Genomic DNA, 13,336 nt, shown 5'->3' on the forward strand with positions numbered 1-13,336 from the left:
GAAAGTCAGCTTGTCAGGATCGCTGATTTACATCTGAACTTAGGCTGATAACGGTCATTCAAAAATGGTCGGATTCTGGCGTACTTCGATATTCAGTTAATACAAGATAGCATGGATATCCGCATCGCACCAGATTTGACCATCGGCAGTATTCAAGAACAGTTTCAAAAACGGTTTCCATTCCTGAAGATCGAATTCTTCAAGGTCAAAAGCGGAGCAACCATCAAACCGGAGAACAGGGTGGATGCACACAAACGGTTTAGCGATTTGAATTCAGATCCGACCGCTGGTCAGATTCACCTGACCGGCCTGACAACCGTGCGGGAATTGGAAGAGCAGATCCGTAGTCAGTTCGGGATCCATGCAGAAATCTTCAGAATGTCCGGGAAAGTCTGGTTGAGGACCACGACAACCGATACCTGGACCCTGGATGAACAAAACGCTGAAGCCAGAGAATCCGGCGCGAACGAACAGGATCAGGGAGAACGCCCTGATTACCACGAACAGGATTGATGCGATCTACGGAGTGATGGTGAACAAGAACAAGAGGCTGTTATTCTCAACCAAAGAATAATCCGCAGCCTCTACCAATCCGTCCCCATTCAGATCCGTCGGCTCATAACCGAAAAGGAATTGGATCGCGGCGTTCTCGACTGCACTATAGTCGGTGGATTCAATCAGCCCGTCTTTATTGATATCACCGGCGAACATCGCCCAATATCCTGGTTCGACTTCGATTACATTGCCACCAAGTATCCGGGAGGGAGAATCCGATAGAACATAAAGTGAATCTTCCGAATCGAATTGAACAGGAAGTGCACTCCAGGTTTCGAGGTGATTCCTGTGATTCAACACCAAATAATACTGACCTAAGCCAAAACAGGGCTGCGGGATATCGAAATAGGCAATACCCTGGGTGCTTAGCAGTCCTTTGCTGGTACCGACGATCTGATAAGGCGGTGTGCTTGCAGCGACACTTACCGATAATGTATCGGCGATCGTATCCAGGACACCTGCGTCAACCGCCGCGATCATGGTTCCTCCGGACAGGTAATAGCCTTGAAGGTAAGTCGACAACCGCATCGGGACGCCGGTAGGGTCCGTGGCAAATACAACCGGGCTGCAACCGGTTGCATCACCGGAGGCATTGACCGGAACAGCCATCCAATAGTAGGAGGCTCCCAGTGTTAATGCACCGGTCGAAACAAATGTATCCGCCACCTGAGCCAACATAGCTACCGGAGGGTTGACCATGTCGAAATAGACCTTATACGAGTTGGTGTTACTCGCCTTATTCCAACGTAACTGTGTACCGGATGCCGGGACATTCTGGGTGGCATTCGCAGGGATGTAACCTCCGGTGCAGGAAGGTGGAGGAGAGTAAACGCAAATTGAAAACACTCCGCTTCCCGAGCCACTGGCCGCGTGGTAGACCCTGACAAAATAGGTCGCCCCAATTGTCAAACCGGATGCAGTGATCGTCTCACTTTGACCGGAACCGGTAAAATTGGCGCATTGTAAGGACTGAAGATTGCCACATGATCCTGAAAACAGTTGAACAACCGGATTGAATCCCGAACCGCCCTGGACAGTGATGTAACAAACCGGATTCTGCGCCTTGAAGGAATACCAAACGTCATCATCCGGAATGGTTCCGGAAACACTGCACGTCGGAATTCCGGTACTTGGAGTGGCTGCCAGCGTAGAGGTGCCCGCTATTCCGATACAAGTAGGATTGACTGATAAGTAAACTGCACTGCTGCATTCATCGTTGCCCGGTGGCGGCGGAGTTGCATAGATGCACAAACTAAACTGCCCCGTCAGACCGGAACCGCTTAGTTTATGATAGACACGCAAATAATAAGTATCGCCAACGATCAGGTTGGATAGCGATAGCAACTCCATAGCGCCAGCACCGCTCGTGTCACGACAATTCAATCTGATGGAAAGGTTGGCGTTCCATAACTCGAAGGCCGGGTCATAGTCCGCTCCGCCCGCGACGCGGATGGTCGTTTGCGCGTTTGTAGCGGTAAAGCTAAACCAGACATCATCATCCGCATTTCCGGAACAGGTTCCCAAACCTGAAGGCGTACCGTTTTGTGATGAAAAATAGGTAGCGCACAATTCCGTACACGGGAAGGGATTTACGAGGACGCCGATCGCGGAAGCAGACTCATCGTTATCAGGGACAGTTGCTACGACAGGGATAATAGCACCGGAAACCGGGTAAAGATGGATTGACGAATGACACTTGGGCAGGACATTGAGCGAATTAGCAGGAGTATTTGCAAAGCTCTCGGAATTGGTCTGCTGTTGTACAAAGTACTCGCCAACCACTGGCGGATTGGAAACATAGATCGCATTCAATCCAATGGAGGAACTATAAGAGTAGGTGGAGGTTCCATTGAAAGCCTCCATATTACCATAGGTAAATTCAATCTCGCCGATTGTCTCAAAGAGAGTTACTTGAAAATTGAGATTAGGTCCCGGGTTATTATAGACTTCCATGCCGGTCCATTCGATTGTCAATGACCGGTAGGGTGCCGTTCCGTTCACCATGTAATGAATAGAACTGCTTAGGCTGGAAAGCGTTCCGGGATTGCCCTGGCAAACCAGGTCTTCATACAATGGCGCGATGATCAACGGTGAATTATTTGCAGGGTCACCATTGGTGAGATTGGAATTGAAATAGCCATACGCGCCAGGTCCGCCACCCGTAGCTGTCGTAGCCGTATTCAGCGTAATGAATCCGTTGGTTGAGATCAGCAACGAATTAAAGGACGACTTCTGGTAGGTGAAATTAAAGCCGATCGGGATCGCCTGACTCAGGTTATCGTCCGTATTCGAGCCATTACGCCAACTGGCAACGGAGCTGCCGGTGGAAGCGATGGAGTTGAAACCGATATTGTCCGACCAAACAGGAGAGTAGGTCAGAAGATAATTCGTTTGAAAGGAATTTACGGCGCAGGTGGTATTGGTCCCGAGCGCATTGATCGGTTCAACTTTCCAGTAATAGGTTGCATTGGGCAAAAGCTGCGGAAGCGAATAGGTCGTGCCTGCCTGAGCAGCGGAAACCAGGGGAGGAGAAGTGGTAGTACCAAAATAAACGTTGTAAGCGGCAGGAGAGCCATAGTTCGCCTGCCATGTTAACTGCGTAATCGGACTGACGCCTTCACTTCCATTCGCAGGAGTAGCATTAAGGACACAACCGGATAACAAGGAGGGAGGTGTGTACAGGTAAGTACGGCCACTGTTCATGGCAGTGGTATTATTATCCTTTACCACCGAATTGCTGCTAGTGTTATTCGACGCCGTTACGGCATGAAATCCACCGCTGCTTCCGGACAACCCGATCGAATACTGGCCCAAATTGGCGCTGATCCCCGAACTGTAAACGAATCGGACTTGTCGGGTACCTTCGAGGATCCACAATTGGAACTTCGCACCGGCAGCGTTAGTAAGTCCTTTGGGAACGGTCACCTGCCATTCTACAACACGCCGACGGTTGGGAGCCGTACCGGCCAGCCAGGTGACCACATACCCATTCGTACCGGTAGTGAGATCGTCCCAATAAGGTGCCAGTTTGGGATTGATCGATGCATTGCTAAGCTGATTCAATCCGGAAGTACTCACGGCAGTAGTTCCGAGGGAAACAAGTCCATTGCTATTAGCCGAGAAGTTGGAATAATAGGATCCGTCGAACTCAAAAGTAAATCCGATCGACGTTACAGAGCTGGATACATCATCTTGTCCCGGTCCGATCAGCATGGAAAAGCTACCCGGGAGGGGGTCGAGGGCAAAGCCGGAAGCAGTCGAGAAGGTATAAGTGCTGACTCCCTGAGCCGTTGAACGGCCAATGGAAATCGAAAGCACTGCGAAGAGGATGGCAATAGCCAATACACTCCTCTTGGAGATTTGAGCGTGTGTGTGCGTCATGTCACGAACCTCACTTTTCGGTGAGGGGAAAATCCAAGTGGTAGTCCGTCAGAATCTGCCAGACTCCAGTGGCAACAGCTTAGTTAATCAAATATAGCTAAAAAGTACCGAAATACTGTCCTGAATCGGTAATCGATTCCCCTTACTCGGTAAATGTCAAAAAATAGTCGTTAAACGAGAATGCTGTCCGAAATTCCTTCATGCTTGCAATCCTTACCTTTGAGTTCACCAAATATGAACGGGATATCAAGTATCGCACTACCCCTGGAAGAAACCGGTCTGTTTTCTTCTATTTTCATTGATTTTATCGAGCAGCGTCAATGGCTTGATCATTTCCAACTGCCAAAACCGGATCTCCAGGGCCTGCTGCAGGTTGCACAGGATGCTGAATGGGAAAAGTTCGACCGCAAACTCCTGCTCAACACCCTTACAGCCCAATACCGTGAACTGGAAGAAAGCGGAGCTGTCATCTCAGAAGCAGTTAAGGACAATCTGGAAGCGCTTTCTTCACCTGACTCGCGGACGATCACGACCGGGCAGCAGTTGCACCCGGCAACGGGACCACTTTATGTAGTCTTCAAGATCCTTTCAACGTTGAATCTATGCAAGCAGTTGAATGCAGTGCAACAACAACATCGGTTTATTCCGGTTTTTTGGTTGGCTTCCGAAGACCATGACTTGCAGGAAGTCCGGGAACTTCAGGTGGCGGGAAAAACCTACACCTGGCTGACCGAACAATCCGGGCCCACCGGACGAATGTCCTGCAAGGGGCTTCCGGAAATGCTGGAACAATTGAAAACCGATCTTGGGGCCCGACCAGGAATCGATAAGTTGTTGGCTGAAGTATTCAACGCGTACAAAAGTGAATACACGCTTTCACTGGCAACCCGGAAATTGATCCACGAGTGGTTCGGCAAGGCTGGTCTCCTGATGATTGATCCGGACGCAGCGGCCTTGAAACGATCCTTCATACCGGTCATGCAACGCGATATTACCCGTCAGGAAGCACCACAGGCGGCGAAGAGACTGGAAGAGGAGTTGTCCACTCATGGTTCGCTCCCCTTATCGATTCGATCGGTCAATCTGTTCTACCTCGGTGAACAATTTCGCTTGCGCATCGACACGGTCCCCGGCGGTTTCCGTACACCCGACGAACGTTTCAACTGGACACCCGAACAGTTGAGTGCCGAAATCGAAGCCTTTCCGCAACGGTTCAGTCCGAATGTGGTCCTGAGACCCTTGTATCAACAATCGATACTCCCGAATGTAGCCTACATCGGTGGCCCCGCGGAAGTGGTCTACTGGCTTCAACTGCGTGGTGTCTTTCAGTTGCACGACATTCCATTCCCGGTGCTCCTCCCGCGTGCACATGCAGTCTTGGTGGACAACAATTTGTACGAGAAGTTCCGACGCATGGGCTTTGCCGGAAAAGACTGGCTGGAGAAGCCGGATGAATTGATTGCCCGCTGGATGAACGCTCGCGGAATCACGACTGAGGTTTTCGATCAGGCACGAAAACAAACGACGCTTGAAATGGATGCATTGACCGGATTCATGGAAGCAACGGATAAAACGTTGGGCGACGCCGGGAGAGCGGAAAAGGTCCGCATGCTGCAAGCGATCGACAAGCTGGAAGAGAAATGGAAAAAGTCACAAAAGCGGTCCGAAGACCAGTCGGTTCAGGTGATCCGGAAAGTGCGGGATAGGATCTTCCCGAATGGAACACTCCAGGAACGTCACGATAACATACTGGGTTTTATCGGCAGCGGCGATTTACATCATCCGATGGACCTATTGGAACTCATGGATCCGTTGAAAAAGAGCCTGAACCTGATCTGCTATTGATTACATCATGAACTGCAAGACGCAGGTAAACAACAAGACTCCGGAAACGAGTATGAGGAATTGAAGGTATTTGGGTGTCTTATACCAACGAATCCGTCGTACCATTTTCTCTTTGATCGCGAAGGATAACGCAGCGGAAGTAAGGAGGAGTACGATCAGATGTACCGGAATGAATAGGATCGTTCGAGGGATGATGGAATAGAACATCACAACCCGTTCCTGAGAATCGTCATTAGCCAGGTTGGACGTCAGCCAAACCAGCTAATAAAGCAAAACAGGAAGGAGCAACAACGCACTCCAATGCGCCCGACCCCAGCGCGTAGGTTTATTCGGCATAACTGATTCAGAATATTCGCAGTACTCCGAACCAAAAATAAGCTAAAATTGAAAACAACCAAATCGGGGAGAACCCCTAAGAATCGCCAAGAAGAATGATAAGTGGAATTTGTTAAGCCTTGCTGAGCAAACTTGGTCTAGTGTCGGACCAACTTCGAAGTAAATAGCCGACTTCCGCCTGACCACAACTCCACGAAAAAGAGACCTGTTTGCAGGGCAAGAGCATCGCTTGACACTTGCAACCTCTTTGAATCCGTATCAAGAGTCTGCCGGTATAGTTCCCTGCTCAATCCATCGCGAACGATCAATACATCCCCTCTTCTAAACCCGCTGGCTGAAGAAATCTCGAAACCCTGTGTGGTCATGCCTGGATTAGGCCAAAGCACAAAGTTGCTCCCTGGGGTGGAGTTGAAGGAAGTTGAGGTAGCCTGCTGCCAGATCTCATCGATGGGTTCAGCGCCTGCGCTTGCTCCGATATCCGGGAGATCATACATATCGACCAGGGTCCTCAGGAGATCGTAGTGATGATGGCCATTGGTTCCATAAACCCCGTTCTGGACCATCGGTCCATGAAATAGACACAGGATATGATTTTGACTCAGGTCGTCATCCTCATCAAATACCAGGATAAATAGGGAGTTGTTCTGATCTGCCCAATCAATGTAGGCCTCGAGATGGTCCCGCACCCAGTCGTCTCCGGTTTGTATACGCTGCGGATCTGTCCCATCGTGCATGTCATGGTCAACCGTTGGAATCACGAAGGATACATCTGGGAGAAAATGATAGTCCACCGGAAAAGCTGAGAAGGGCTGATTGCAGGCAATGGGCAATTGATTTGTTCCGTTTCCCTGCCAATTCACCCAGGGTGAATGCTTCCGATAATATCCGCCCGACACCTCGTCCAAGGCACCTTGTCCGGGCAAATCCTCGGAATAGCCGACAAACGTAAAACCGTTCTGTAACAGAGCGGATCCCAGGTTGGGCGTCGACCAGGGTGTTCCCGAAGGAAGATAATCATCCGATACTCCCTGTGCATCCCCGGAATAGAGCATGATGTAATTGGGTTGGGAAGGATGGGTCAACGCATAATATTCCTGCAACAAAGCGCTGCGACCGATCAGACCATTGATGAACGGTGCATACGGCGACCCGACGATGGACCAGTAACCATGGTTCTCCAAAACGCAAATCACCACATGATCCGGCCTGGGAACAGTTTGCCCGCTGACCCCGATCTGAAGAGACACCGACAGCAAGAGGCCAAAGAACAACTTCCAGGCGGCCCCGAATTCAACCAGCGGGCCAGTACGGATGCATTTTACCATTGTCTCGTGGTGTTTGGTTGTGAACCCAATTTGCCAGGTAAAGGTGTTTCATTATTTGGGTTTCGAGGTGAATTTGTGGTTCAATTTCAACATGGAAAGATGTCAATAGATCCAAAGATTACTGAAAATCCGACGCCGTTCTTTTGTTAATTTTGCGCATGCACCAAACGATCCTGATCGTTGATTTCGGATCGCAATACACCCAGTTGATCGCCCGAAGGGTTCGTGAACTGAATGTATACTGCGAAATTCATCCGTTTCATCATGTACCTGCCCTTGATCCATCCATAAAGGGTGTCATTCTTTCGGGTAGCCCGTCCTCTGTTCGCGATGAGCACGCGCCGCAGGTCGACCTCAGCCAATGGAGGGGAAAAGTACCCCTCCTGGGGGTCTGTTACGGAGCCCAGTTGTTGGCGCAGAACAATGGGGGAGAGGTCATGCCGTCTCGTATCCGGGAATATGGCCGGGCTCACCTCAAAACTATTAACCACTCGTCTGTGCTCTTTCGCGATATCCCGGTCGATTCAACGGTTTGGATGTCCCACGGCGATACGATCGCCAAAGTTCCACAAAGCTTTGAAGTGGTCGCTAGCACGGCCGATGTAGCCGTTGCGGCGTATCATATCCGCAACGAAGCGACATTCGGCATTCAGTTTCATCCGGAAGTCACCCATTCCGAGGATGGTAAGACGCTGTTGCGGAATTTTCTCGTCGACATTTGCGGTTGCAAAAAGGATTGGACCCCTGCTTCCTTCGTTGAGGAGACCGTCGAAAAACTCAAGCAGGAGTTGAGCAACGACCAGGTCGTACTCGGACTATCCGGTGGTGTGGACTCTACGGTTGCTGCAGCCTTGCTCCATCGTGCCATCGGGAAAAATCTCCACTGCATTTTCGTTGATAACGGTTTGCTTCGCCTTGGTGAATTCGAACAAGTCCTGGATTCCTACCAGCATATGGGCTTGAACATTACCGGAGTGGACGCAAAGCAGGATTTTTACTCGGCGCTCAACGGTCTCACCGATCCGGAACTGAAAAGAAAAGCGATCGGCCGGGTCTTCATCGAGGTTTTTGACCGCGAAGCCCATCGAATTTCAGACGTACGGTGGCTGGCTCAGGGAACCATCTATCCAGACGTGATCGAATCCGTCAGCGTGAAAGGACCATCGGCAACGATCAAATCGCACCACAACGTAGGAGGCCTCCCTGAAAAGATGCACCTCAAGGTGGTCGAGCCCCTCAAAACACTGTTCAAGGATGAAGTCCGAAAAGTCGGAGCTCAGCTCGACATTGACCCTTCGATCCTTAACCGTCATCCGTTTCCCGGACCAGGTCTCGCCATTCGGATCTTAGGAGATATTACCGCCGAAAAGGTCCGCAAGGTCCAGGAAGCCGACGCCATCTTCATTCAATTGCTAAAGGAGCACAACCACTATAAGGACGTCTGGCAAGCCGGCGCTATCCTCTTACCAGTGCAGTCGGTTGGTGTAATGGGCGATGAGCGAACCTATGAAAATGCCATTTGCCTGCGTGCAGTTACATCCGTCGACGGAATGACGGCCGATTGGTGCCACCTGCCGCATACATTCCTTGCAAAAGTCTCCAACGAGATCATCAACAAGGTGAAGGGCGTGAACCGGGTGGTCTATGATATCAGTTCGAAACCTCCAGCAACGATCGAATGGGAATGATCCAACCTGGCTTGAAGTCCCTTGCGATCGGAAGTTTTGTCTTCCTGCTGTTTTGCATCCAGGCGGTAAGCGCACAAAATGCAAAGGTCAACCTGTCCGCAAAAGACACGGCAGAAGTCCGGTTTCTCAACAACCGGAAGTTTTATCTCTACCAGGTTGGGAAGGGTGAATCCTTGTTTTCCATCTCCCAAAAGTTCGGCATTCCCCAGGACGAGTTGCAAGAATTGAATCCTGAATTGAAGAAGGGCTTGAAGAGTAAAATGAAGCTCTGGATTCCTGCCTATTCCTGGAAGAAGAAAGGCGGAGAAAAGGATAATGGCAAGGATGAGAAAGCCAGCCGCCGGGATGCGCAGGAGTTGAGAGTCGCGGCGATCGCGGGCCTTTTTCTTCCACGTCAGGATTTGCGCGAACCGGACCCTGCAGATACAACGGCAGAGGAAGAAGTACTGGAAGAGGACGTGCGTAACAGTTTACAGTTCAATGAAGGTGTCCAGTACGCTTTGGAAGAAGCTGTCGCCACGGATCACCGCTGGAAAGTGAAATTGTCGATCGTCGATGCCGGTGGCGATACGGTTTCGCTGGCAAAAGCGTTGACCAAAGCGGAACTCAAAGAAGTTGACGCGGTCATCACGAACCTGAATGGCAGTCAACTTCGTTTCCTGAATCGTTGGTGCATGAAGCAAAAGATCCGGTTATTGTCCACTTCCGTGAACAGTACCGAACCTGTTCGAAACAATCCCTTGGCAGTAGTCATGCTTCCGTCATCGCTCTTGCAATGCAACCGCGCCGGAACACTGACCGCGAAACGCTTCCCCGGTGCCAATGTGGTACTGGTCAAGACAGCGCTCCCCAGGGAGAATGAACGTGCTTCTGAATTTCGGGATGGATGGAAGAAACAGTTCGAGCATGTCCGTTTTCGCACGTACGATTACGCAAAACTGGGCGCTGACAAGTTGCAGGACTCCTTGTCCAAGGGCAAGTCAAACGTGATCTTCCTTCCTTCCAGCAACGAGGATCTTGTCACCGCCGTTCTGAACAAGACCAAGGAACTGAAAGCCGATTACGAACTTAAGATCGTGGGTTTGCCAACCTGGATGCACTTTGAAACCATCGACGCCGCGCTCATGGAATCGGCAGGTGTTGAACTGTTCACCTCGGCATACCTTCAGCAGGATATCCCGGATCAAGCCGGAATGCGAAAATCGTTTCGCGATCGCTATGCCGCAGAACCTGATGAAAACGCGCTGCTTGGAGCGGATGCCATCGACATTCTTCTAAACGGCTGGAAAAAATCAGGAGCAGATTTTCCGGACGAATTATCACTCCCGAATTACAATGGACGTTATTGTGATTATCGGTTTAGCAAGACTGAAGCCGGCTCCTGCATGGAGAACATGAATATCCGGATATGGGAGTTTCGTGACCGAAAACCGATCGAGGTAGGCCAGTAATGGTCGAGTTGACTATGGCTACTGACCGCCGGTATATTGCCGATTGGCTAATGTCCCTTCAGGATCGCATTACCGAAGGACTTGAAGTCGCTGACGGGACCGGGCGTTTCCGGGAAGATAATTGGGAACGACCAGGCGGCGGTGGCGGAAGATCCCGGGTGCTCACCAACGGTTCGGTAATCGAAAAGGGCGGGGTCAACTTTTCAGCGGTTTTCGGGAGTACTCCTGACTTTCTTAAACAGCAGTTGGGCCCGGAGGCAGGTTCCGAGTTCTTCGCAACCGGTGTTTCCATTGTCATCCATCCGAATTCACCCCAAGTGCCGATCATCCACATGAATGTGAGGTACTTTGAAACAGGCTCAAAGGTGCGCTGGGTCGGAGGCGGGATTGACCTGACTCCGCATTATGTTAAACGGGAGGACGCCCGGTTCTTTCATCAGGCTTTGAAAGCAACCTGTGATCGCTTTGATGAAGCCTATTATACTGCATTCAAACAATGGGCCGACGATTACTTCTTCATTAAACACCGCAAGGAGACAAGAGGCGTTGGCGGGATCTTCTTTGACCATCTAAAGGCGGATGATCGACACGGGTTCGATGACCGGATCCGGTTCATGCAGGCGGTTGGAGAAACTTTTCTTCCGACCTACACGGAACTGATCAGAAGGAATGCAGGACTTGCGTTCACCGAACGCGAAAAGCAATGGCAATTGATCCGCCGCGGACGCTATGCGGAGTTCAACCTGGTGTACGATCGGGGAACGAAATTCGGGCTCGAAACCGACGGGAGGATCGAATCGATCCTGATGAGTTTACCGCCCCTGGCGTCCTGGGAATACGACTTTCAACCAGCCGCCGGAACTCCGGAAGCGGAAACCCAGGCACTTCTGATAAAAGGAATTGATTGGATCAAAGGTTGATTGGTTCAACGATGCTCTCCGAACGGATCATCCGGTTTTATTTTTCACTGCCGTCGCGTTTACACGTGCCGAATGGAGTCGAAGTACTTTCCGTTTATCAGGACCCGGAGGTTCGCGGATTCGTTGAGGCGTTTTACTCGCGTTACTATCACGACGAGCGACCGCGCACACTTGTTCTGGGTATCAATCCTGGCCGTCTGGGTGGCGGGATGACGGGCATTCCGTTCACCGATCCCGTAAGGCTGTCAGAAGGTTGTGGTATCGCGAATCAACTGGAGAAACGGACTGAACTCAGCAGCGATTTCATCTACCGGATGATCCGGCACCTGGGTGGACCAGCAAAGTTCTTTGGAAAAAATCTCTTAAGCGCTGTATGTCCGCTGGGGTTCACCAGGGCTGGTAAGAACATCAACTATTATGACGATCCGGAATTGCTGGATGCGACAAGGCCTTTCATACTCGATACCCTGCAAAAACAATTCGCGCTCGGCGTTAATCTGGACACGGTGATACTTCTTGGCGAAGGCCAAAATGCGAAACACTTCCTGCAATGGAATCGTCAGTACGGCTTTTGTCGGCAGGTGGTCAGTCTTCCGCATCCGAGGTTCATCATGCAATACAAGCGAAAAGCGCTTCCGGAGTATCTGGACCGTTATGCCGCTGTTTTGGCCTAGGGAGAACCACGTTAATAATTCGCCGCCCGGCAACCCGGGAAGGCTTTTGTCCGTTTTAGTGAGAATCACGATATTTGACGCTCCATAAAGAAAAACCTATGTCGCACGATCATCACGCAGAAGAACCCAAACGCGGAATCTGGTACACGTACCTTGGAGAAACCGGCGCAGCCGTTGTCGCCTTTATCTGGATCCTGCTGACCTTAAGCTGGATCTTCGGAGTTGTCAATTTCGGTTGATCTCGACCCAGACAAATACAAAGCCCGGCCATAGTGCCGGGCTTTTTTGATTTTAGTTATTACCGTTCAGGACCCTTTTCGACGGTCCACCATGTTTCGGATCTTATCCGCGTATTGATGGTCTTCCGCGTAATAGGTACCCAGAAAATCAAGGTAACGGTCCGTCAGGCGAAAGGTTTGTTCCTGCCACAACTTGTAATCGGCCACACAATCGACCCAGTTCTCATAGACTGCATAATGGTTGGCACTTCGATACTTCTTCAGTTCGTCTTGTGTACCTCGGATGATCAGGTTGGATTCCGGCAGGTAGATACCGATGGCCGTGGTCTTTCTTCGAAACGGGAAGCGCATGCCCAGCAGGTTGTTGGTTCGGCGGGCCAGATACGATTCCAGGTTACCGGACTCGAGCAGGATCTGGGCCTGGACTTGTTCAGGACAAATCACATGCTGATGATCCAATTCTTCACGCAGGCTTTCCGGGCTTAACGGACGAACCGTTTTTCCGCGCATTTTCTGCATGCTGCTGGTGAGTTCTGTAGCCCGGTTGGCTGTAGAACGATCATCCATGGTCAGCATAAAGAGGAACAAGAAGAACCCAACCGCCAGGACGCGGTTCCAGACCCGGGGGCTATAGATAGCGGTCGGGCGGAGGTAGTTTCCGCAATCCGGGTTGAGGCACAGATCGGGGGTGTCCGGACCGGCAGGTTGCAGCAACTTGGTATGACAGCAAATCGACTTCATGACGTTGAATCTTTAGGGGGACTCGGGTATTCATGGTGTGTCGGGGAAGTCAGATCAAAAGTAGGTTGGCAGCCAGCCGAACCGGAACCTTATTTGGTCAAACGGATAACCTGATTGGGCGAACAGCCGGGATCTTGCCGCCAGCGGATAGTCCTCATTTTCAAAAAAATACAACCCCTTC

The 13,336-nt window shown here is 50.8% G+C and carries 11 protein-coding genes; 7 read left to right on the forward strand and 4 right to left on the reverse strand.

Features of this window, described 5'->3' with window-relative positions; translation table 11 throughout:
• Positions 1-111: 111 nt before the first annotated feature.
• Positions 112-513, forward strand: a complete 402-nt coding sequence (locus IPJ96_09110; protein MBK7910504.1) for a hypothetical protein — start codon at positions 112-114, stop codon at positions 511-513.
• A 6-nt stretch (positions 514-519) separates the two neighbouring features.
• Here the strand turns inward: IPJ96_09110 and IPJ96_09115 are convergent, their stop codons facing one another.
• A complete protein-coding gene (locus IPJ96_09115; GenBank protein ID MBK7910505.1) occupies positions 520-3,936 on the reverse strand; it encodes a hypothetical protein in 3,417 nt (1,138 codons plus the stop codon).
• Between the two features lie 234 nt (positions 3,937-4,170).
• On the opposite strand from IPJ96_09115, the gene bshC reads away from it, so the two are divergent.
• Positions 4,171-5,781, forward strand: coding sequence for a bacillithiol biosynthesis cysteine-adding enzyme BshC (bshC, locus tag IPJ96_09120; GenBank protein MBK7910506.1), 1,611 nt, complete (start codon positions 4,171-4,173; stop codon positions 5,779-5,781).
• Here the strand turns inward: bshC and IPJ96_09125 are convergent, their stop codons facing one another.
• Positions 5,782-5,988, reverse strand: a complete 207-nt coding sequence (locus IPJ96_09125; GenBank protein MBK7910507.1) for a hypothetical protein — start codon at positions 5,986-5,988, stop codon at positions 5,782-5,784.
• Positions 5,989-6,254: 266 nt separating this feature from the next.
• Positions 6,255-7,442, reverse strand: coding sequence for a hypothetical protein (locus IPJ96_09130; protein ID MBK7910508.1), 1,188 nt, complete (start codon positions 7,440-7,442; stop codon positions 6,255-6,257).
• A gap of 158 nt (positions 7,443-7,600) precedes the next feature.
• Between IPJ96_09130 and guaA the strand changes: the two genes are divergently transcribed.
• From guaA to IPJ96_09155, 5 genes are all read left to right on the forward strand, one after another.
• Complete coding sequence (gene guaA, locus IPJ96_09135; GenBank protein MBK7910509.1) at positions 7,601-9,130, forward strand: glutamine-hydrolyzing GMP synthase; 1,530 nt, start codon at positions 7,601-7,603, stop codon at positions 9,128-9,130.
• A gap of 11 nt (positions 9,131-9,141) precedes the next feature.
• Positions 9,142-10,581, forward strand: coding sequence for an ABC transporter substrate-binding protein (locus tag IPJ96_09140; GenBank protein MBK7910510.1), 1,440 nt, complete (start codon positions 9,142-9,144; stop codon positions 10,579-10,581).
• Positions 10,582-10,595: 14 nt separating this feature from the next.
• On the forward strand, positions 10,596-11,501 hold the full coding sequence (hemF, locus tag IPJ96_09145) for an oxygen-dependent coproporphyrinogen oxidase (GenBank protein ID MBK7910511.1): 906 nt from the start codon (positions 10,596-10,598) through the stop codon (positions 11,499-11,501).
• Positions 11,502-11,512: 11 nt separating this feature from the next.
• A complete protein-coding gene (locus IPJ96_09150) occupies positions 11,513-12,175 on the forward strand; it encodes a DUF4918 family protein (protein ID MBK7910512.1) in 663 nt (220 codons plus the stop codon).
• 98 nt (positions 12,176-12,273) lie between these two features.
• Positions 12,274-12,414, forward strand: coding sequence for a hypothetical protein (locus tag IPJ96_09155; protein ID MBK7910513.1), 141 nt, complete (start codon positions 12,274-12,276; stop codon positions 12,412-12,414).
• 66 nt (positions 12,415-12,480) lie between these two features.
• On the opposite strand, the gene IPJ96_09160 is transcribed toward IPJ96_09155, so the two are convergent.
• Positions 12,481-13,155, reverse strand: a complete 675-nt coding sequence (locus IPJ96_09160; GenBank protein ID MBK7910514.1) for a glucosaminidase domain-containing protein — start codon at positions 13,153-13,155, stop codon at positions 12,481-12,483.
• Between the last annotated feature and the right edge of the window lie 181 nt (positions 13,156-13,336).

Source organism: Bacteroidota bacterium, assembly GCA_016713765.1.
GTDB classification, from domain to species: domain Bacteria; phylum Bacteroidota; class Bacteroidia; order AKYH767-A; family 2013-40CM-41-45; genus Pollutiaquabacter; species Pollutiaquabacter aromativorans.